Source organism: Streptomyces sp. NPDC058525 (assembly GCF_042719495.1).
GTDB lineage: Bacteria > Actinomycetota > Actinomycetes > Streptomycetales > Streptomycetaceae > Streptomyces.
Map to the genome: position 1 here is coordinate 54,009 of NZ_JBHXNP010000022.1, position 19,860 is coordinate 73,868.

At 72.3% G+C, this 19,860-nt stretch carries 17 protein-coding genes; 6 read left to right on the plus strand and 11 right to left on the minus strand.

Annotated features, from left to right (window positions below; translation table 11 throughout):
* Nucleotides 1-127: 127 nt before the first annotated feature.
* Complete coding sequence (locus tag ACFWP3_RS13670) at nucleotides 128-568, minus strand: ATP-binding protein (protein ID WP_384219910.1); 441 nt, start codon at nucleotides 566-568, stop codon at nucleotides 128-130.
* A 100-nt stretch (nucleotides 569-668) separates the two neighbouring features.
* Nucleotides 669-1,010: an anti-sigma factor antagonist BldG gene (bldG, locus tag ACFWP3_RS13675; protein ID WP_042812494.1), complete on the minus strand. Its 342-nt coding sequence runs from the start codon at nucleotides 1,008-1,010 to the stop codon at nucleotides 669-671.
* 81 nt (nucleotides 1,011-1,091) lie between these two features.
* Here bldG and ACFWP3_RS13680 point away from each other — a divergent pair, with 81 nt between their 5' ends.
* A complete protein-coding gene (locus tag ACFWP3_RS13680; RefSeq protein WP_384219912.1) occupies nucleotides 1,092-3,578 on the plus strand; it encodes a DEAD/DEAH box helicase in 2,487 nt (828 codons plus the stop codon).
* Here the strand turns inward: ACFWP3_RS13680 and ACFWP3_RS13685 are convergent.
* The 7 genes from ACFWP3_RS13685 to ssd all read right to left on the minus strand — a co-directional run bounded on the left by ACFWP3_RS13685 (nucleotide 3,514) and on the right by ssd (nucleotide 8,428).
* Nucleotides 3,514-3,867: an Rv3654c family TadE-like protein gene (locus tag ACFWP3_RS13685; protein WP_384219914.1), complete on the minus strand. Its 354-nt coding sequence runs from the start codon at nucleotides 3,865-3,867 to the stop codon at nucleotides 3,514-3,516. The genes ACFWP3_RS13680 and ACFWP3_RS13685 overlap by 65 nt on opposite strands.
* Nucleotides 3,864-4,250 carry a TadE family type IV pilus minor pilin gene (locus tag ACFWP3_RS13690; RefSeq protein ID WP_384219916.1) on the minus strand — a complete coding sequence of 129 codons (387 nt, stop codon included), beginning with the start codon at nucleotides 4,248-4,250 and terminating at the stop codon, nucleotides 3,864-3,866. Before ACFWP3_RS13690 ends, ACFWP3_RS13685 begins: the two co-directional genes overlap by 4 nt.
* The gene (locus tag ACFWP3_RS13695; protein WP_384219919.1) at nucleotides 4,237-4,434 is read right to left on the minus strand and encodes a DUF4244 domain-containing protein; all 198 of its coding nucleotides are present in this window, start codon (nucleotides 4,432-4,434) and stop codon (nucleotides 4,237-4,239) included. Before ACFWP3_RS13695 ends, ACFWP3_RS13690 begins: the two co-directional genes overlap by 14 nt.
* 61 nt (nucleotides 4,435-4,495) lie before the next feature.
* Nucleotides 4,496-5,272, minus strand: a complete 777-nt coding sequence (locus ACFWP3_RS13700; RefSeq protein WP_384219921.1) for a type II secretion system F family protein — start codon at nucleotides 5,270-5,272, stop codon at nucleotides 4,496-4,498.
* Nucleotides 5,272-6,156 (minus strand): type II secretion system F family protein, encoded by an 885-nt coding sequence (locus tag ACFWP3_RS13705; RefSeq protein WP_384219924.1) that lies wholly within the window; start codon nucleotides 6,154-6,156, stop codon nucleotides 5,272-5,274. The genes ACFWP3_RS13700 and ACFWP3_RS13705 overlap by 1 nt, the downstream gene beginning before the upstream one ends.
* Complete coding sequence (locus ACFWP3_RS13710) at nucleotides 6,153-7,301, minus strand: TadA family conjugal transfer-associated ATPase (protein ID WP_384219926.1); 1,149 nt, start codon at nucleotides 7,299-7,301, stop codon at nucleotides 6,153-6,155. The genes ACFWP3_RS13705 and ACFWP3_RS13710 overlap by 4 nt, the downstream gene beginning before the upstream one ends.
* Entirely contained in the window at nucleotides 7,298-8,428 is a 1,131-nt protein-coding gene (ssd, locus tag ACFWP3_RS13715) for a septum site-determining protein Ssd (protein ID WP_384219993.1), read from the minus strand. The genes ACFWP3_RS13710 and ssd overlap by 4 nt, the downstream gene beginning before the upstream one ends.
* A gap of 492 nt (nucleotides 8,429-8,920) precedes the next feature.
* Here ssd and ACFWP3_RS13720 point away from each other — a divergent pair, with 492 nt between their 5' ends.
* Nucleotides 8,921-9,796: an HAD family hydrolase gene (locus ACFWP3_RS13720; protein ID WP_384219927.1), complete on the plus strand. Its 876-nt coding sequence runs from the start codon at nucleotides 8,921-8,923 to the stop codon at nucleotides 9,794-9,796.
* A gap of 451 nt (nucleotides 9,797-10,247) precedes the next feature.
* Here the strand turns inward: ACFWP3_RS13720 and ACFWP3_RS13725 are convergent, their stop codons facing one another.
* Complete coding sequence (locus ACFWP3_RS13725) at nucleotides 10,248-11,069, minus strand: oxidoreductase (RefSeq protein WP_384219930.1); 822 nt, start codon at nucleotides 11,067-11,069, stop codon at nucleotides 10,248-10,250.
* Nucleotides 11,070-11,178: 109 nt separating this feature from the next.
* Here ACFWP3_RS13725 and ACFWP3_RS13730 point away from each other — a divergent pair, with 109 nt between their 5' ends.
* Nucleotides 11,179-12,213: an ATP-binding protein gene (locus ACFWP3_RS13730; protein ID WP_384219932.1), complete on the plus strand. Its 1,035-nt coding sequence runs from the start codon at nucleotides 11,179-11,181 to the stop codon at nucleotides 12,211-12,213.
* Here the strand turns inward: ACFWP3_RS13730 and ACFWP3_RS13735 are convergent.
* A complete protein-coding gene (locus tag ACFWP3_RS13735; RefSeq protein WP_384219934.1) occupies nucleotides 12,167-13,480 on the minus strand; it encodes a hypothetical protein in 1,314 nt (437 codons plus the stop codon). The two genes, ACFWP3_RS13730 and ACFWP3_RS13735, sit on opposite strands and share 47 nt — an antisense overlap.
* Nucleotides 13,481-13,715: 235 nt before the next feature.
* Between ACFWP3_RS13735 and ACFWP3_RS13740 the strand changes: the two genes are divergently transcribed.
* From ACFWP3_RS13740 to nhaA, 3 genes are all read left to right on the plus strand, one after another.
* Nucleotides 13,716-16,055 (plus strand): SulP family inorganic anion transporter, encoded by a 2,340-nt coding sequence (locus ACFWP3_RS13740; RefSeq protein ID WP_384219936.1) that lies wholly within the window; start codon nucleotides 13,716-13,718, stop codon nucleotides 16,053-16,055.
* Between the two features lie 166 nt (nucleotides 16,056-16,221).
* Nucleotides 16,222-18,225, plus strand: coding sequence for an acetate--CoA ligase (gene acs, locus ACFWP3_RS13745; protein WP_384219938.1), 2,004 nt, complete (start codon nucleotides 16,222-16,224; stop codon nucleotides 18,223-18,225).
* A 215-nt stretch (nucleotides 18,226-18,440) separates the two neighbouring features.
* The gene (nhaA, locus tag ACFWP3_RS13750) at nucleotides 18,441-19,850 is read left to right on the plus strand and encodes a Na+/H+ antiporter NhaA (RefSeq protein WP_384219940.1); all 1,410 of its coding nucleotides are present in this window, start codon (nucleotides 18,441-18,443) and stop codon (nucleotides 19,848-19,850) included.
* The last annotated feature ends 10 nt before the right edge of the window (nucleotides 19,851-19,860 follow it).

The window sequence follows — 19,860 nt, forward strand, 5'->3', positions numbered from 1 at the left end:
CCCTCGAAAGTGGTAATGGGGCAAAGGCATTGACGCCCGCTCATTGATCTAGGGAAATGAAAAAGGCCCTGCTCAGCAGGGCCTTGATAAAGATCGGAAGATACGAAGGAATCCGCGCGCAGTGGATCTACGGCAGATCGGCGGCCCCCGAGACGGGCCAGCTCATCCGGATGGTCCCGCCCGATTCCCCACTGGTCACCTCGACGTCGTCGACGAGCCCGCTGATCACCGCGAGGCCCATCTCGTCCTCGCCGTCGGCATCGGGGTCCAGGACGGCGTCGATGCCGGACACGGCATCGCCCGGGCCGCCGGCCGGTCCGGGAACCTCGTCGCCGACCTCGATGGAGAACACCTTCTCCTCTTCGGTCAGGACGACCCGGACAGGCGCGGTCAGCCCGTTGCTGCGGTGCAGTCCGACGGCGCGCGAGCAGGCCTCGCCCACGGCGAGGCGGACCTCGTCGAGGACGGCTTCCTCCACTCCGGCCCGGCGCGCCACGGCGGCCGCGACGAGGCGGGCCGTCCGGACGTGTTCGGGCTGGGCGCTGAAGCGCAGTTCAACGGTGGCCATGCGCGTCCCCCTCGGACTACGGGCGTGCCTTGACAGGGGCCCGGGCCATCAGTGGCCCGGTACCCCCGCTCTCCTATCGGCTCCCTGCCTTCGGGAGCCGTCAGTCGGTGGCGTTGACGGCGTCGTCCACGGAGGTGTGGATCGGGAACACCTTGGTCAGACCGGTGATGCGGAAGATCTTCAGGATGCGCTCCTGGTTGCACACCAGACGCAGCGAACCCTCGTGCGCGCGGACGCGCTTGAGGCCTCCCACGAGCACACCAAGTCCGGTGGAGTCGAGGAAGTCCACTCGCTCCATGTCGACAACCAGGTGGTAGCTGCCGTCGTTCACCAACTCGACCAACTGCTCGCGCAGCTTGGGCGCGGTATACACATCAATCTCGCCACCGACCTCTACGACCGTACGGTCGCCGACAGTGCGAGTCGACAGGGACAGGTCCACGGATCCTCCAGCACCTTGCTATCGAGCGGCGCCCCCCAGGGGCCTCCCCACCCGAAGGTAGGCGAGGGATTGGCTGCCGCGATGGCATTCAATCACTTACCGGCAGGCGCGCACGACGCCTTGGGACCATTGTCCCGCACGCCAGTGACACACTCGGTTCCAATGGCCAATACTCACCGCCCCGGTCGGCCCACGGCACCCGCGGACCCACGACCCACTCCCGGCACGGTCCTGGACCGCCTGTCACGGGGGCCTTCCCGGGCTGCGCGCATCACCCATACGGAGCACTTGCCCCCTCGGGAGGGCCGTCATGCAGTCTGGCCCGACCGCATCCGAACGGATGTAGTAGCCGCGATTCAGGCGGCCGGGATCGCCCATCCGTGGGAACACCAGGCCGCGGCGGCCGAGCACGCCCTGGACGGCGACTCCGTCGTGGTCGCCACCGGCACCGCCTCGGGCAAGTCCCTGGCCTACCTGGCGCCCGTGCTCTCCGCCCTCGCGGACGGCGCCGAGGCACCGAACGGCAGGGGTGCGACCGCCCTCTACCTGGCCCCGACCAAGGCTCTGGCGGCCGACCAGCGGCGCGCCGTGCGGGAGCTGGCCGCCCCGCTCGGCAACGCGGTCCGCCCCGCCGTCTACGACGGCGACACGCCGGTGGAAGAACGCGAATGGGTGCGCCAGTACGCCAACTACGTCCTCACCAACCCCGACATGCTGCACCGCGGCATCCTCCCGGCCCACCCCCGCTGGTCCTCCTTCCTCAAAGCCCTGCGCTACGTCGTGATCGACGAGTGCCACTCCTACCGCGGGGTATTCGGCTCCCATGTGGCCCAGGTACTGCGCCGGCTGCGGCGGCTGTGCGCCCGCTACGGCTCCGATCCGGTGTTCCTGCTGGCCTCGGCCACCGCCAGCGACCCGGCGGCGGCGGCCTCCCGGCTGACCGGAACCCGAGTGATCGAGATCACCGAAGACGCCTCGCCGCGCGGCGAGGTCGTCTTCGCCCTGTGGGAGCCTCCGCTCCTCACCGAGCTGCGCGGCGAGAAGGGCGCTCCCGTACGCCGTACGGCCACGGCGGAGACCGCGGACCTGCTGACCGACCTGGTCGTCCAGGGGGTCCGTACGGTGGCCTTCGTGCGCTCCCGGCGCGGCGCCGAGCTGATCTCGGTGATCGCCCAGGAACGCCTCTCCGAGGTGGACCGGTCACTGGCCCGGCGGGTCGCCGCCTACCGGGGCGGCTACCTGCCCGAGGAGCGCCGGGCCCTGGAGCGGGCCCTGCACTCCGGGGAGCTGCTGGGACTGGCCGCCACGACCGCCCTGGAGCTGGGCGTGGACGTCTCGGGCCTGGACGCGGTCCTGATCACCGGCTACCCGGGCACCAGGGCGTCGCTGTGGCAGCAGGCGGGCCGGGCCGGGCGCTCGGGCCAGGGCGCCCTGGCCGTGCTGATCGCCCGCGACGACCCACTGGACACCTACCTCGTCCACCACCCCGAGGCGCTGTTCCGGCAGCCCGTGGAAGCGACCGTGCTGGACCCCGACAACCCGTACGTCCTCGCCCCCCACCTGTGCGCGGCCGCGGCGGAGCTCCCGCTGACCGACGCCGACCTGGACCTCTTCGGCCCGGCGACCAAGGACCTCCTCCCCCAGCTCGAAGCCGCGAAGCTGCTGCGCCGGCGGGCCACGGCCTGGCACTGGACCCGCCGGGAGCGGGCCTCGGACCTGACCGACATCCGGGGCGGCGGCGGCCGCCCGGTGCAGATCGTCGAGGCCTCGACCGGCCGGCTGCTGGGCACGGTCGACGAATCGGCCGCCCACACCGCCGTCCACGAGGGGGCCGTCCACCTGCACCAGGGCCGCACCTATCTCGTGAAGCACCTGGACCTGGAGGACGCGGCGGCCCTCGTCGAGGAGGCGAACCCGCCCTTCTCCACCACCGCCCGCGACACCACCTCCATCTCCGTCCTGGAGACCGAGACCGAGGTCCCCTGGGGCCCGGCCCGGCTCTGCTACGGCTCCGTCGAGGTCACCAACCAGGTCGTCTCCTATCTGCGGCGCAAACTGATCACCGGCGAGGTGCTGGGCGAGGCCAAACTCGACCTGCCGCCCCGCACCCTGCGCACCCGGGCCGTGTGGTGGACGGTCACCGAGGACCAGCTCGACGAGGCCCGGATCAACCCGGAGATCCTCGGCGGCGCCCTGCACGCCGCCGAGCACGCCTCCATCGGCCTGCTCCCGCTGTTCGCCACCTGCGACCGCTGGGACATCGGCGGCGTCTCCGTGCCGCTGCATCCCGACACCCTCCTCCCCACGGTCTTCGTCTACGACGGCCACCCCGGCGGCGCCGGGTTCGCGGAACGGGCCTTCCACACGGCCCGCGCCTGGCTGACGGCGACCCGCGACGCCATCGCGGCCTGTGAATGCGAGGCCGGCTGCCCGTCCTGCATCCAGTCGCCCAAGTGCGGCAACGGCAACGACCCCCTCCACAAGCGGGGCGCCATCCGCCTGCTCACCCGCCTCCTGGCGCAGGCTCCTCCCGAGGCGGACCCGCCCGGGCCCGGATCTCCGGGGTGAAGGCCCCGGCCGCCGGGCGCGCCGTGACCTCCGCGACCTCGCCCCGCAGCCCGCAGGCTGCCAGGGCCGCGCCCTGCGCCCGGGCCACCCGCAGCGCCGCCGCACAGGCCGTCTCGGGCCCGTGGGCCCAGGCCGCCGCCGCCGCGAGCGCCGCCAGGTCGGCGGCGGCCGCCGCCCGGTGCCGGGCCACCACCGCCTGGCCGAGCAGCAGCACCCCGCCGAACACCGCGACCAGCACCGTGGCCGCCAGCACCGCCCACACCGTCGCCGAACCCCGGTCCCGGCTCACGGCGGCGGCCCCACGCTGTCCTCCGCCAGGGCCACCGCCTGCGCCCCGAGCCGCACCGGCAGTCCGCGCGGGCCCGGAGCCGGGGCCGCCACGCTGACCCGCCAGAGGTCGCCCTCCCGCTCCAGCTCGACCCTCGCCTCCGACGGGGCGGCCGCCCGGGCCGCCGCCACCGCCACCTCCGCCGGCTCCGACCGGGCCGCCGCCCGAGCACCGGCCCGGGCCGCGTCCACGCACCGGATCTGCGCGGCCGCCGCCATCAGCGCCCACACCAGCAGCGCGGCGAAGAGCACCAGAGCGGGAATGACCAGGGCCGCCTCCGCCGTGACGAATCCCCGGTCCCCCGTTTCCCGGACGGCTCCGGAATCGTCCTCAGAACGGCACATCGAGTGCCTTTCCGATGGTCGACTGAAGGGCCGTGGAGACCACCTCGCTCGTCACCACCTTGTACAGAACAGCGGCGAACGCACAGGCCGCGATCGTGCCCATGGCGTATTCCGAAGTGGACATCCCCGCATCGCGTCCGCGGCCGCTCAGTGCCGTCCGCATCCGAAACCAGATGATCCTCATGACTACTCCTGTTGATTTCCGTTGTTGATGTGAGTGGTTAATGTGCGTGGCTCATGTGACCTCAGGTGTTCGAGAGAAGTCCGGAGGCCATTCCGATCACCACCGGAGCGACCCCGATCGCGAGAAATGCGGGCAGGAAACACAGCCCGACCGGGGCCGTGATGAGCACCGCCGCCTTCTGCGCCCTGGCACCGGCCTGCCGGGTCCGGTCCTCGCGGAGGGCCGACGCCAGCCGGGAGACCGGCTCCGCCGCGGGGGCGCCCGTCCGGGCGGCCCGCTCCAGGCACTCCGCGAGGGCGCGGGCGCCCGGTATCTCCGCCAACCTCCCCCACCCGGCACCCGGTTCACCGCCGAGCCGCAGTTCGGCCCCGGCCCGCGCCAGCCGCTCGCCCACCGGGCCGCCCAGCGACTCCCCCACGACCTCGGCGGCCTCCACGGGCCCGGCCCCCGCCGCCAGACAGGCGGCCAACAGGTCGGCGGCGAACGGCAGCTGACGCTCAGCCTCCCTCGGATCCACCCCGGCCGCCGGGCGCGCCCTGCCCTGCCAGCGCCGTACTCCGAGCGCCGCCAGGCCTCCGACGGCAACCCCGGCCATCCCGCCGACGAGCACCCAGCCCGCCAGCAGCGCCCCGGCCGGCCCGGCCCAGGCGGCCACCGCGCCGCGCGACCGGGCACGCCACACCGGCTCCCGCCGCCCCGGCCGCACCCCCAGCAGAAGCCCGAGCCTGCGCCGGGTCCGCCGCTCCCGGATCCCCGCCGCCAGCGCCGCCACCGTGCACAGCGCCGCCAGCGCCAGGCACAGCGCCATCCCCAGCCTGTGGATCGCGAAGCCGCCCATCACCGCTCCCCCGTCCTTACGATCCGCCGGCACCACAGCAGCCCCAGCGCCTCCAGCACCGCTCCCGCCACCAGGCACCCCCACCCCATCGGGGTGTGCAGCAGCACCCGCAGCGGATCCGCACCCAGCCCGGTGCCGATCAGCAGCCCCACCAGGGGCAGCAGGGCGAGCACCACCGCCGTGGAGCGCGCCCCCGCCAGCTGGGCGCGCAGCGACTCCTGCCGGTCCCGCTCGGCCCGCAGAGCGCCTTCCAGCCGGTCCAGCCCGGCGGCCAGACCCGCGCCGCCGTCCACCGACACCCGCCAGCAGGCGGCCATCCCGGCCAGCCCCTCGGCGCCCCGCTCGCGGGCCGCCTGCCGCAGCGCCCCAGGCACGTCCCCGCCGAACGCCGCGGCGGCCAGCACCCCCGCCTCCGCCGTACCCGGGCCACCGGGGCCGTCCACCGTGCGCCGTATCGCCGCGGTCAGGGCCTGCCCCGGCTGGGCTCCCGCCCGCAGTTCGCCCACCACCGCCCCACACAGCGCGACCACCTCGGCGGCCCGCGCCACCCGGGCCCGCTCCCGCGCCCGGGTCCGCAGCCACCGCCGCACCAGTGGCACGGCTGCGGCTCCCGCCAGCACCGGGATCACCGACCCGCCGACCACCGCGACCAGCAGCCCCGCCCCGAGGGCGGCCCACTCCCGCCACCGCGCCGACCGCACCCGTACGCCGACGAGCAGCCGCTCCACGCGGGCCGGACCACGGGGCACCACCGGACCGCCCCCGGCCAGCACCACCCGGGCCCACCGGGACACCCGGTCCGCGCCGCCCAGCCCCCAGGCGGCCGCCGCGGCACACAGCACCCCGGCGAACACCGGCACCGGCAGCGCGGCCCCGGGGCTCACCGGGCACCCCGCAGCAGGGGGCGCAGCCGCTCCCAGCCCCGCTCCCGTACGAAGCCCCGCGCGGACCAGCGCAGCGCCGGCACGGTGACCACCAGCCCGGCCGCGTCCCGCTCCAGCACGTGCACCTCGGCCACCCGGCGCTGCCCTTCCCGGTCCCGGACGAGGTGGACCACCAGGGTCAGCGCGGCCGCCAACTGGCTGTGCAGGGCGGCCCGGTCGAGCCCGGCGGCCGTCCCCAGCGCCTCCAGCCGGGCCGGGACGTGGGCGGCCGCATTGGCATGGACCGTGCCGCAGCCGCCCTCGTGTCCCGTGTTCAGGGCCGCCAGGAGGTCGGCGACCTCAGGGCCCCGGACCTCGCCGACCACCAGCCGGTCCGGGCGCATCCGCAGTGCCTGCCGCACCAGGTCCGCCAGGGTGACCAGGCCCGCGCCCTCCTGGTTGGCGGGCCGGGTCTCCAGCCGCACCACATGCGGATGGTCGGGGCGCAGCTCGGCCGAATCCTCGGCCAGCACGATCCGCTCCGCGGGACCCACCAGCCCCAGCAGGGCGCTGAGCAGAGTGGTCTTGCCCGTTCCGGTGCCGCCCGAGACGAGGAACGAGAGCCGGGCCTCGATCATCTCCCGCAGCAGCCGCTGCCCGCCGGGCGGAAGGGTGCCCGCCGCGACCAGCTCCTCCAGAGTGAAAGCGCGCGGCCGCACCACGCGCAGCGAGAGACAGGCCGACCCGACGGACACCGGCGGGAGCACCGCGTGCAGCCGGGTGCCGTCCGGCATCCGGGCGTCCACCCAGGGCCGGGCGTCGTCCAGCCGGCGTCCCGCCACGGCGGCCAGCCGCTGGGCGAGCCTGCGCACGCCCTCGGGGCCCTCGAAGGTCACCCCGGTCAGCTCGAGCCCGCCGCCCCGGTCCACCCACACCCGGTCCGGAGCCGCCACCAGCACGTCGGTGACCTCCGGGTCGGCGAGCAGCGGCTCCAGCGGACCGGCGCCGACCAGCTCGGACCGTAACTCGGCGGCGACACCGAGCACTTCCGCGTCGCCCAGCAGCCGGCCCTGCGCCCGCAGGGCCGCCGCCACCCGCGCCGGGGTCGGTTCGGCCCCGGTCTCGGCGAGCCGCCTGCGCACCGCGTCCAGGAGCACCGCGCTCATGCCGGCACCCCCTGGGCGGAGCCGAGCGCCCGCTTCCAGAAGCCGTCGCAGAAGCGGGCCAGCGCGCCCCGCCCCTGCGCCCCCGGCGGTTCCCCTTCGGCCACCCGGCCGGGGAGCCCCACCTCGACCGGGACTTCACCGGCCAGTGGCGCGCCCAGCAGCGCGGCCACGGCCTCCGGTTCGAGGCCGCCCGGGCAGCGCCCCCGTACGACCACGCGGACGTCCCGGGCCACCATCCGCACTCCGGCCGCCACCCGGCCCGCGGCGGCCACCGCGCGCAGCTCGCCCGGCACCACCAGCAGGACCAGGTCGAGCTGGGCCAGCACCTCGGCCACCACTTCGTCCACCCGCCGCGGCAGGTCGACCACCAGGACCCCGCCCCGGCGCCGCGCGGCGGCCACCACCGACCGCATCGCGGCGGGCGGTACCACCACCCGGTCCCCGCGGTCCCAGCTGAGCACGCGCAGGGCGTGCAGTTCGGGCAGGGACTCCTCCAGGGCTCCCGCGCCGACCCGTCCGCGCGAGGCCGCGAAGTCGGGCCAGCGCAGCCCTTCCGCGGCCTCGCCCCCGAGCAGGACGTCCATGCCGCCGCCCAGCGGGTCCCCGTCGATGAGGATGGTGCGCTCACCGGTACGGGCGGCCCGGAGGGCGAGGGCGCACGCGAGCGTGGAGGCCCCGGCCCCGCCGCTGCCGCCGATCACCCCCACGGCGAGGGCGGGCCGCCCGGCTCCTTCCACCACGTCGGCGATCCGGTCGACCAAGCGGCTCTCCGCGTCGGGGAGCCGCAGCACCTCCTCGGCGCCGATCTCGACCGCCCGCTGCCACACGAGGGGGTCGTCCAGGTCCCGTCCGACGAGGAACACGCCGTCCCTGCGCGGCGCCCCGCGCACCCGCCCGGCCGCGTCGTCCCCGACCAGCACGAGCGGTGCGGACTCCCAGCCGACGCCTCCGCCCGGTCCGCCCGCACCGCTCGGCTCGGGCACCTCGTGGTGCACGTGCGGCTCGGCGCCCGCGGCGGCGCACAGCCGCAGCAGATCGTCGAGCAGCAGCGGATCCTCGGTGATGATCAGCGGCCGCCCGCCGGCGCCCCCGGTCGGCCCCGCGGCCGTGGCCACCGCCCCGGCCACCGCAGACTTCGGTGTTTCACACGACTTCGATCGAGCCACGATCTCCGCCCCCTTCTCCCTGCGAAATCCAGCACCGCGGACTTCGCGGCTGGAATCACCGTGCAGCGATCGGAAAAAAGAAGTGGATCTTGCTCAAAAACTGTGGACAACGCGTCGATTGTGAATAACCCGGTCACCCTCACAGGTGAGTTCCAGAGCGCGGCGGAACCACTACGCAGCGTCACGAGTCTCAAGGGGTGAGGGCCTTCGCCGCGGAGGCTCCATCCACAAAGGAGGGCCGAAGGGATGGTCACTTGGGGCCGAAGGCAGGGACGCGAACCGCGTCCGGACATGCGACGACCCCCGCCGGGGGGGAGAGCGGGGGTCGTCCCCACGGTCCGACTCGGGGGGGGAGGAGCCAGACCGGGTTAGCACGGTCGCGAACGATCCGTGACTTCCATGGTGTACCCGAGAGCCTTCTCAGGCAAACCCACGCGCCACACCTTACGCCGAATGGTGGGCGCATATGCTCGGAGCGTGGAAAATCAGCCCTTGCCGCACTCCTCGCCTCGCACCGCAGCCTTCTTCGACCTGGACAAGACGGTCATCGCGAAGTCGAGCACCCTGACGTTCAGCAAGTCCTTCTACCAGGGCGGCCTGATCAACCGGCGAGCCGTGCTGCGCACCGCGTACACGCAGTTCATCTTCCTGGCCGGCGGCGCCGACCACGATCAGATGGAACGGATGCGCGAGTACCTCTCCGCCCTCTGCAAGGGCTGGAACGTGCAGCAGGTCCGGGAGATCGTCGCGGAAGCCCTGCACGACCTCATCGACCCGATCATCTACGACGAGGCCGCCTCCCTCATCGAGGCCCACCACACCGCGGGCCGCGACGTGGTGATCGTGTCGACCTCCGGCGCGGAGGTGGTCGAGCCCATCGGCGAGATGCTCGGCGCCGACCGCGTCGTCGCCACGCGCATGGTGGTCGGCGAGGACGGCTGCTTCACCGGCGAGATCGAGTACTACGCCTACGGACCCACGAAGGCGGAAGCCGTCCGCGAGCTCGCGGAGTCCGAGGGGTACGACCTCGCCCGCTGCTACGCCTACAGCGACTCGGTCACGGACATCCCGATGCTGGAGGCGGTCGGGCACCCGCACGCCGTGAATCCCGACCGCGCGCTGCGCCGCGAGGCGCTGGCCCGGGAGTGGCCGGTGCTCGTGTTCAACCGCCCGGTGCGGCTGAAGCAGCGGCTGCCCGGGCTGTCGATGCCCGCGCGCCCCGCTCTCGTCGCCGCCGCGGCGGTCGGCGCCGCGGCCGCGACCGCCGGGCTGGTCTGGTACGCGAGCCGGCGCCGGGCCAGCGCACTGGCCGCCGCCTCGTCCTCCTGACGGCGCCCTCCCGACCGCACCCCGCCCTCCTGAATGTCCTGACCTGGGGCGATACGGGCTGTCCGGTTCGCCCATGATCGCCCCGGAAAGTAAAAACTGGAGCCAGGGGTTTCGCATGGCTCCGAAGCGGAGTACAAATAAAGCAACGGCCCGCGAGACCAAAGAACATCCGAGAGGATCATCTTTAAAACGCAGTAAGGCCCACGGACCGAAGCATGAACGCCGAGCACCCACGCGACGTCGACCCGTCGATTACGGGCCAGCCGCACCAGGTGACGGGCAAAGCTCCCGACCTGATGGGCAACTTTCGAGGACGCTTGGTAACTGGGCGTAAGTGCCAGCGGCGACACCAAAGCAGTACGGTGTCGCCGCAACCCATGTCCGGGCCCGGAAGCCCGGAACACCAGGCGCCCCGGGGCACTTCGAGGTACTTCGGGGTCCTTCGCGAGCCTCAGGCCGCGCCGCGCTGCAGCGCCTCGCAGACCGCCGTCGACTCCCGCACACCGAGCTCGATCGCGCGGCCGCAGTGCGCGATCCAGGCGGCCATCCCCTCCGGAGTGCCGGAGACGTACCCCTCGAAGGCGGCCAGGTACGCGTCCCGGCCCTGTTCCGCGTGGCCGACCTCCGCCGGGCAGATCGCCTTCGGGTCCAGACCGCTGTTGATCAGGACGATGCGCTCGGCGGCCCGTGCCACCAGCCCGTTGTAGGTGGCGAAGGGGCGCAGGGCCAGCAGCTCCCCGTGCACCACCGCCGCCGTGACCAGCGCCGGGGCGGAGCCGCCCGCGATGACCAGGCGGGACAGCCCGTCCAGCCGCCCCGCGACCTCGTCCGCGCTCGGCAGCGGGAGCCCCACCAGCGGTTCGTCCACCGGCTCGCCCGCCAGGCGGGGCCGGCCCACCACGTCGCCGTCCTTCGTGGACCCCGAGGCGACCAGGTGGAGACGCGCCAGGACCCGCAGCGGCGACTGGCGCCAGATGCTCAGCAGCTGACCGGCCTCCGCCGTCAGCCGCAGCGCCGCGCCCACCGTCAGCGCCTCGGGCTCGGCACCGAAGTCGGTACGCCGCCGCACCTCTTCGAGCGCCCAGTCCGCGCCGGACAGGGCCGCGCTCCCGCGCGCGCCGCGCAGCGCCGCCTCCGAGGTGATCTCGCCACTGCGGCGGCGCATGACCCGGTGCCCGTAGACGCGGTCCACGGCCTTGCGTACGGAATCCACGGAATCGGCGACGCCCGGCAGCCCGGTCAGGGCGGCCAGCGGGTCAGAAGCGCTACTCATAAGTAGGGAGCCTACGCACTGCACGCCCCTGGCACCGACCCCTCCTTGGAGTGGTCTTCTTCACTCACCTTGACAACTCAGCGCTTTCGACCCACTACGCTTGGTGAACATGAAGATCGCTTTCGTGGGAAAGGGCGGCAGCGGCAAGACCACGCTGTCCTCCCTCTTCATCCGCCACCTCGCCGCCAATGAAGCCCCCGTCGTCGCGGTGGACGCCGACATCAACCAGCACCTGGGCACCGCCCTCGGGCTCGGCGAGGACGAGGCCGCCGAACTGCCCGCACTCGGCGCGCACCTGCCCCTGATCAAGGACTACCTGCGGGGTTCCAACCCGCGCATCGCGTCCGCCGACACGATGATCAAGACCACCCCGCCCGGCCGGGGTTCGCGCCTGCTGCGGGTCACCGAGGACAACCCGGTGTACGAGGCCTGCGCGCGCACGCTCCTGCTCGACGGGGAGCCCGTACGGCTCATGGCCACGGGGCCGTTCACCGAGGCCGACCTGGGCGTGGCCTGCTACCACTCCAAGGTCGGGGCGGTCGAGCTCTGCCTGAACCACCTCGTCGACGGCCCCGACGAGTACGTCGTCGTCGACATGACCGCGGGCTCCGACTCCTTCGCCTCCGGCATGTTCACCCGCTTCGACGTGACCTTCCTGGTCGCCGAGCCGACCCGCAAGGGCGTGTCCGTCTACCGGCAGTACAAGGAGTACGCGCGGGACTTCGGGGTCGTGCTCAAGGTCGTCGGCAACAAGGTGCAGGGCCCCGAGGACATCGAGTTCCTCCAGGACGAGGTCGGCGAGGACCTGCTGGTCACCGTCGGGCACTCCGACTGGGTGCGGGCCATGGAGAAGGGCCGGCCGGCCGCCTTCGAGCTGCTGGAGGCGACCAACCGGCTCGCCCTCCAGTCCCTCCAGGACGCGGCGGACGACTCGTACGCGCACCGCGACTGGGACCGGTACACCGAGCAGATGGTGCGGTTCCACCTGAAGAACGCGGAGAGCTGGGGCAACGCCAAGACCGGGGTCGACCTGGCGGACCAGGTCGACCCCGGCTTCGTCCTGCGCGAGGGGGTCGAGGAAGGGGCGGAGGCCCTCGTCAGCCCTCGTCCGCCGCGGCTTCGGCCTGCTCCTCAGCCGGCGTGACCCCGGCGGGGGCCGTCGGCGGTGCGGGCGGCGGCCCCGCGGTCAGGAACTTCGCCCAGCCCTCCTTCGGCGCCTCGCCGACGTCGAGGGTGCGCATCCACTCCACGGCCTTGGGATCCTGCGCGTCCAGCCAGTCCGCCAGCTCGCGGAACGGCACGCAGCGGACCTCCTTCTGGGTGCACATCCCCTTGATGGACTCCTCGATGGCGCGCATGTAGGTGCCGCCGTTCCAGGACTCGAAGTGGTTGCCGATGATCAGCGGCGCCCGGTTGCCCTGGTAGGCGCGGTCGAAGGCCTGGCGCAGGCCGTCGCGCATCTGGTCGCCCCAGTACGCGTGCTGCGAGGGGTCGCCCTGAGAGGTCGTGCCGGACTGATTCGTCATGAAGTTGTAGTCCATGCTCAGGGTCTCAAAGGCCCGCCCCGGCACGGGGACCAGCTGCAGCGGGATGTCCCAGAGCCCGTCCGTCTTCTTGGGCCAGATCTGCTTGCTGATGCCGCTGGAGTCGTAGCGGAAGCCCAGGTCCTTCGCCGCGAGCATGAAGTTCTTCTGGCCTTCGAGGCAGGGGGTGCGGGCGCCGATGAGCTCCTTGTCGTAGTCGAAGGGGAGCGCCTCCATGTTCTTCAGGCCCGCGTTCGTCTTCCAGTTCTTGACGAAGGACTTGGCCTGGCTGATCTCGCTCTTCCACTCGTCCACGGACCAGGTGCCGACGCCGCCGTCGGGGCCGCAGAAGTGGCCGTTGAAGTGGGTGCCGATCTCGTTGCCCTCGAGCCAGGCCCCGCGGACCTGGGTGGCGGTGTCCTTGATGCCCTGGAGGTCGCCGAAGCCGATGTCCGAACGGCCGGGCTCGTGCTGCGGGGCGGTGTAGAGGGAGCGCTTCTCCTCCGGGAGCATGTAGACACCGCTGAGGAAGTACGTCATCCGGGCGTTGTACTTCCTGCCGACCTCGCGGAAGTGCGAGAAGAGCTTCTGGCTGTCCTCGCCGGCCCCGTCCCACGAGAACACGACGAACTGCGGCGGCTTCTCACCGGGCCCCAGCTTCTGCGCCTTCTGCACCTTCGGCTGGGCGCCCGTGTACGCGGTCGAGCCGTCGCCGATGGGCCGGTTGACGCTGCCGGGGGCGGCCTCGGGGGCGGCGGCGCCCTCGCGGGCCTTCTGGGGGCCGGGGGCCGGGGACTTGGCGGGCTCCGAGCCGCTGCACCCGGCGACTCCCAGGACCAGGGCCGTGGCGACCAGGCCGCCGGCGATCTTCTTCGTGGCGGCGATCATCCGCCCCACCTCTCCCTCGCAGTTCCATCGCAGGACTTCCGCGCCGCAACGTCCCATGCGGTCTGACGTGAGGAAGGTAGGACAAGCCGTACAAAATGCTTAATCACTCAAGAGGGTTAATTTATAGTCCATTTGCCCGTATTTTCAACCATAGGCCTTTACTCTCCATTACCATCCATTTACCGAGTGTTGAGACTCCCGCCCCTTCACCCCTCCCCCGAGGAGACGGGACCTTATGACAGCCACCCCACGCATCCCCACAGCCAAAGACCGCACACAGCTCCGCAAGGACCTGCCGGCGGACCTCTCCGCATCCGCCGCCGTGTTCCTGATCGCCCTGCCGCTCTCCCTCGGCATCGCCCTGGCCACCGGCGCACCGCTCCAGGCCGGACTGGTCGCGGCGGCGGTCGGCGGAATCGTCGCCGCGCGGCTGGGCGGCGCCCCGCTCCAGGTGAGCGGCCCCGCGGCCGGACTCACCGTCGTCACCGCCGAGTTGATCCAGCACTACGGGTGGCGCACCACATGTGCCATCACGGTGCTCGCCGGCTTCTGCCAGCTGGGCCTCGCCCTGCTGCGCACCGCCCGGTCGGCGCTCATGGTCAGCCCGGCCATCGTGCACGGCATGCTCGCCGGCATCGGCGTGACCATCGCGCTGGCCCAGCTGCACATCGTGCTCGGCGGCACCCCGCAGAGCTCCGCCATCTCGAACGTCCTCGGCCTGCCGGGCCAGTTGGCGGACCTGCACCCGGCCGCGCTCGGCGTCAGCGCGCTGACCCTGGTCGTACTGCTCGGCTGGCCGCGGCTGCCCGGGCGGACGGGCAGCGCCCTGCGCAAGGTGCCGGCCGCGCTCGCGGCCGTCGCGACGGCCACCGTCTTCGCCGCCCTGGCCGGGCTCTCGCTGCCGCGGGTCGACCTGCCGTCCTGGCGCAGCCACGCCCTGCCCGAAATGCCCGAGGGGCCCGTGCTCGGCCTCATCGCCGCCGTACTGACCATCACCCTGGTCGGCAGCGTCGAGTCGCTGCTCTCCGCGGTCGCGACCGACAAGCTGATCGCCTCCGAGCGGGGTACGGACCGCCCGCCGCGCGTCGACCTCAACCGCGAACTGCGCGGCCAGGGCGCGGCGAACATCGTCTCCGGGGCCCTCGGCGGACTGCCGATCACGGGCGTGGCCGTCCGCAGCGTGGCCAACGTCAAGGCCGGCGCGGTCAGCCGGAAGTCATCCATGCTGCACGGCTTCTGGATCGTGCTCGCGGCCGGGCTGCTGGTCCCCGTCCTCGACCTGATCCCGCTCGCCGCGCTGGCCGCGCTGGTCATGGCCGTGGGCATCCAGATGGTGAACATCACGCACCTGCGCAGCGTCACCCGGCACCGGGAGATCCCGGTCTACGGCACGACCATCGCGGCCGTGGTCCTCGGCGGGGTCCTGGAAGGCGTGGCCATCGGCATCGCGGTGGCGGTCGCCCTGGCGCTGCACCGGCTGGCCAAGACCCGGATCACGCTGGAGCAGCTGGACACCGGCGTCCACCGGGTGTGGGCGCGCGGGCAGTTGACGTTCCTCGCGGTACCGCGCCTGAGCCGGGTGCTGAACCAGATCCCGCACGACGGGCGTGCGCTGATCGAGCTGGACGGCTCCTTCATGGACCACGCTGCCTACGAGACCCTGCGCGACTGGCAGGACTCCCACCTCGCCCACGGCGGATCGGTGGAGGTCACCGGCCGCCGGGCCGACGGTTTCCCGCGCTCCGATGCGGCAAAGCGCGCCACGCAGAGCGGGAAGCACCAGTGCTGCCGCCCCTGGACCCCGTGGCAGAACCACTGCGACCACCAGGCCGTCGACACCCTTCTTCCGGACCCGGCCGCCGCGGCCCTGCCGGCGGCCCCCGCGCCGACTCCGCAGCGGCGGCGCGGCGCCGGTCAACTGGCCAGCGGGATCAGCGCCTTCCAGCGCGATACGGCACCGCACGTACGGGACGAGCTGGCCCGCCTGGCCCGCGAGGGACAGCGGCCCTCGCAGCTCTTCCTCACCTGCGCGGACTCGCGCCTGGTCACCAGCATGATCACGGCCAGCGGACCGGGCGACCTGTTCACGGTCCGCAACGTCGGCAACCTCGTCCCCCTGCCGGGCGCCGAGTCCACCGACGACTCCGTCGCCGCGGCCATCGAGTACGCGGTCGACGTGCTCAAGGTGGACAGCATCACCGTGTGCGGGCACTCGGGCTGCGGGGCCATGCAGGCCCTGCTCAACTCCTCCCCCGGAACGCCCATCACCCCGCTGCGCCGCTGGCTGCGGCACGGGCTGCCCAGCCTGGAGCGGATGGCGAGCAGGCACCACGCCTGGGCGCGTATCTCGGGCCGGCTCCCGGCCGACGCCGTGGAGCAGCTGTGCCTGACCAACGTGGTGCAGCAGCTGGAGCACCTGCGGGCCCACGAATCGGTGGCCAGGCGGCTCGCCGAAGGCACGCTGGAGCTGCACGGAATGTACTTCCACGTGGGCGAGGCGCAGGCCTACCTGCTGTCCGAGGGCGAGGACTTCTTCGACTGCCGGGTCTTCGACACGGTCGGCCAGAACGCCTGATTCGCGACACCTTTCGGCACGCGCGAACCGATACCCTCCGGTATCCGTGCCATCCTTTGGGCCCCTTTCCGCACCCTGCAGCGGGAAGGGGCCGTCGCGCGCACCCGGACGTGCTATAGGTCTAAACCAATTTTCGGCTAGCCCTTGTCACCCGGGCCGCTGACTGATGAGCTATGCCGGGGACACAACGGACACCCTGGGAAAGGGACATGTCGTGAGCAATGAAAGCCTGGCCAATCTGCTCAAGGAGGAGCGGCGGTTCGCACCGCCCGCCGATCTGGCCGCCGCCGCCAACGTGACACAGGCTGCGTACGCACAGGCCGACGCGGACCAGCTGGGCTTCTGGGCCGAGCAGGCCCGGCGGCTGACCTGGGCCACGGAGCCGACCGAGACGCTCGACTGGACGAACCCGCCCTTCGCGAAGTGGTTCGCGGACGGCAAGCTCAACGTCGCGTACAACTGCGTGGACCGGCACGTCGAGGCCGGCAACGGCGAGCGCGTCGCCATCCACTTCGAGGGCGAGCCCGGCGACAGCCGCGCCATCACCTACGCGCAGCTCAAGGACGAGGTCTCCAGGGCCGCCAACGCCCTGACCGAGCTGGGCGTCCAGGCCGGCGACCGCGTCGCCGTCTACCTGCCGATGATCCCCGAGGCGGTCGTGGCGATGCTCGCGTGCGCCCGGATCGGCGCCGCGCACTCCGTGGTCTTCGGCGGCTTCTCCGCCGACGCCGTCGCCTCCCGCATCCAGGACGCCGACGCCAAGCTGGTCATCACCGCCGACGGCGGCTACCGCCGCGGCAAGCCCACCGCCCTCAAGCCCGCCATCGACGAGGCCGTCGGCAAGTGTCCGCAGGTCAAGAACGTGCTCGTCGTACAGCGCACCGGCCAGGACACCGCCTTCACCGAGGGCCGCGACGTCTGGTGGCACGAGGTCGTCGGCCGGCAGTCCGCGGAGCACACCCCGCAGGCCTTCGACGCCGAGCACCCGCTCTTCATCCTGTACACCTCGGGGACCACGGGTAAGCCGAAGGGCATCCTGCACACCTCGGGCGGCTACCTCACGCAGGCCGCGTACACCCACCACGCCGTCTTCGACCTGAAGCCGGAGACCGACGTCTACTGGTGCACCGCCGACATCGGCTGGGTCACCGGGCATTCGTACATCGTCTACGGCCCGCTCGCGAACGGCGCCACCCAGGTGATGTACGAGGGCACGCCCGACACCCCGCACCAGGGCCGGTTCTGGGAGGTCGTGCAGAAGTACGGCGTCACCATCCTCTACACGGCGCCGACGGCCATCCGTACGTTCATGAAGTGGGGCGACGACATCCCCGCGAAGTTCGACCTGTCCAGCCTGCGCGTGCTGGGCTCGGTCGGCGAGCCGATCAACCCCGAGGCCTGGATCTGGTACCGCAAGCACATCGGCGGCGACCGCTGCCCGATCGTGGACACCTGGTGGCAGACCGAGACCGGCGCGATGATGATCTCCCCGCTGCCGGGCGTCACGGAGACCAAGCCGGGCTCGGCGCAGCGCGCGCTGCCCGGAATCTCCGCCACCGTCGTGGACGACGAGGCGCACGAGGTCCCGAACGGCGGTGGCGGCTACCTGGTCCTGACCGAGCCGTGGCCGTCGATGCTGCGCACCATCTGGGGCGACGACCAGCGGTTCATCGACACCTACTGGTCGCGTTTCGAGGGCAAGTACTTCGCGGGCGACGGCGCCAAGAAGGACGACGACGGCGACATCTGGCTGCTCGGCCGGGTGGACGACGTGATGCTGGTGTCCGGCCACAACATCTCGACGACCGAGGTCGAGTCGGCGCTCGTCTCGCACCCCTCGGTCGCGGAGGCGGCCGTGGTCGGCGCCACCGACGAGACCACCGGGCAGGCCATCGTGGCCTTCGTCATCCTGCGCGGCAGCGCCGCGGAGACCGACGGCCTGGTCGCCGAGCTGCGCAACCACGTGGGTGCCACGCTCGGCCCGATCGCCAAGCCGAAGCGGATCCTGCCGGTGCAGGAGCTCCCGAAGACCCGCTCCGGCAAGATCATGCGGCGCCTGCTGCGCGATGTGGCGGAGAACCGCACGGTCGGCGACGTCACCACGCTCGCGGACTCCTCGGTCATGGACCTGATCCAGAGCAAGCTGCCGTCCGCGTCCAGCGAGGACTGAGCAGGGCCGACGGGCCACAGGGCCTCGGGGGCGTCCGGCGCACAGCGCGCCGGACGCCCCCTTGACATTTAAGGTGAAGATCACCCGATACGACCGCGCCACCCTGTAATGTATGAGAAGCGTCAAGATTTGACGTTCTAAACCTCAGGGTGTGCCGGGAAGTCTGGTCGGCAAGTGCATTTGCCATGCCGTCGACCAACCGGAGGTGTCCCACCGTGGCCGCGCCCAACCCCACCGACAACCAGAGCCGCAAGCTCCTCGGCCGGCTCTCGCTGCCCGAGCGGCGGTTCGTCGCCGACGCCCTGCGCGCCGAGACCGTCGGCGGTGTTCTGCTCCTCGTGGCCGCCGTCGCCGCCCTGATCTGGGCGAACACACCCCCTCTGGCGGAGAGCTACCAGGCCGTCCGGGACTTCCACATCGGCCCCGCCTCCCTCGGCCTGGACCTCTCGATCCAGCACTGGGCCGCCGACGGCCTGCTGGCGATCTTCTTCTTCGTGGCCGGCATCGAGCTCAAGCGCGAGCTGGTCGCGGGCGACCTGCGCGATCCCAAGGCCGCCGCCCTCCCCGTCATCGCCGCGATATGCGGCATGGCCGCCCCCGCCGGGGTCTACGCCCTCGTCAACATATTCGGCAGCGGGTCCATGAACGGCTGGGCGGTCCCGACCGCCACCGACATCGCCTTCGCACTCGCCGTCCTCGCCGTCATCGGCACCTCGCTGCCCTCCGCCCTGCGCGCGTTCCTGCTCACCCTCGCCGTGGTCGACGACCTCTTCGCGATCATCATCATCGCGGTGTTCTTCACCAGCGAGATCGACTTCCTGGCCTTCGGCGGCGCGGTCGTCGGCCTCGTACTGTTCTGGTTCCTGCTGCGCCGCGGCATCCGCGGCTGGTACGTCTACGTACCGCTCGCCCTGGCCATCTGGGGCCTGATGTACAACAGCGGCGTGCACGCCACCATCGCCGGCGTCGCCATGGGCCTGATGCTGCGCTGCACCCGCAAGGACGGCGAGAACCACTCCCCCGGCGAGCACATCGAGCACCTCGTACGGCCTGTCTCGGCCGGTCTCGCCGTACCGCTCTTCGCCCTCTTCGCGGCCGGGGTCTCCCTCTCCGACGAGTCCATCGGCCAGGTCTTCACCCGGCCCGAGACCCTCGGCGTGGTCCTCGGCCTGGTCGTCGGCAAGACGGTGGGCATCTTCGGCGGCACCTGGCTGGCCGCCCGCTTCACCAAGGCCGAACTCAACGACGACCTCGCCTGGCCGGACGTACTCGCCGTCGCCTCCCTCGCCGGAATAGGGTTCACCGTCTCGCTGCTGATCGGCGAACTCGCCTTCGCCGACGATCCGCTCCTCACCGACGAGGTCAAGGCCGCCGTCCTCATCGGCTCCCTCATAGCCGCGGTGTTCGCCTGCGTCCTGCTCAAGCTCCGCGACCGCAAGTACCGGGCGCTGACCGAAGCCGAGGAGCGCGACGAGGACCACGACGGCATTCCGGACATCTACGAGGAGCACACCCCCGCGTACCACCTGCGGATGGCCAGGATCCACGAGGAGAAGGCCGCGGAGCACCGGCGCAGGGCCGAAGCGGCGGCCGGGTCCAGCATCGAGGGCGACCGTCCGGCATGATCTGACGGAG

Excerpts from the sequence above, each read along its gene's own strand:
- ACFWP3_RS13735 (WP_384219934.1), bottom strand. The coding sequence starts at position 13,480 with ATGATCGCCGCCACGAAGAAGATCGCCGGCGGCCTGGTCGCCACGGCC.
- ACFWP3_RS13670 (WP_384219910.1), bottom strand. The coding sequence starts at position 568 with ATGGCCACCGTTGAACTGCGCTTCAGCGCCCAGCCCGAACACGTCCGG.
- ACFWP3_RS13720 (WP_384219927.1), top strand. The coding sequence starts at position 8,921 with ATGGTGGGCGCATATGCTCGGAGCGTGGAAAATCAGCCCTTGCCGCAC.
- ACFWP3_RS13730 (WP_384219932.1), top strand. The coding sequence starts at position 11,179 with ATGAAGATCGCTTTCGTGGGAAAGGGCGGCAGCGGCAAGACCACGCTG.
- ACFWP3_RS13680 (WP_384219912.1), top strand. The coding sequence starts at position 1,092 with ATGGCATTCAATCACTTACCGGCAGGCGCGCACGACGCCTTGGGACCA.
- ACFWP3_RS13740 (WP_384219936.1), top strand. The coding sequence starts at position 13,716 with ATGACAGCCACCCCACGCATCCCCACAGCCAAAGACCGCACACAGCTC.
- ACFWP3_RS13690 (WP_384219916.1), bottom strand. The coding sequence starts at position 4,250 with ATGTGCCGTTCTGAGGACGATTCCGGAGCCGTCCGGGAAACGGGGGAC.
- ACFWP3_RS13700 (WP_384219921.1), bottom strand. The coding sequence starts at position 5,272 with ATGGGCGGCTTCGCGATCCACAGGCTGGGGATGGCGCTGTGCCTGGCG.
- ACFWP3_RS13725 (WP_384219930.1), bottom strand. The coding sequence starts at position 11,069 with ATGAGTAGCGCTTCTGACCCGCTGGCCGCCCTGACCGGGCTGCCGGGC.
- acs (WP_384219938.1), top strand. The coding sequence starts at position 16,222 with ATGAGCTATGCCGGGGACACAACGGACACCCTGGGAAAGGGACATGTC.
- ACFWP3_RS13710 (WP_384219926.1), bottom strand. The coding sequence starts at position 7,301 with ATGAGCGCGGTGCTCCTGGACGCGGTGCGCAGGCGGCTCGCCGAGACC.
- ACFWP3_RS13695 (WP_384219919.1), bottom strand. The coding sequence starts at position 4,434 with ATGAGGATCATCTGGTTTCGGATGCGGACGGCACTGAGCGGCCGCGGA.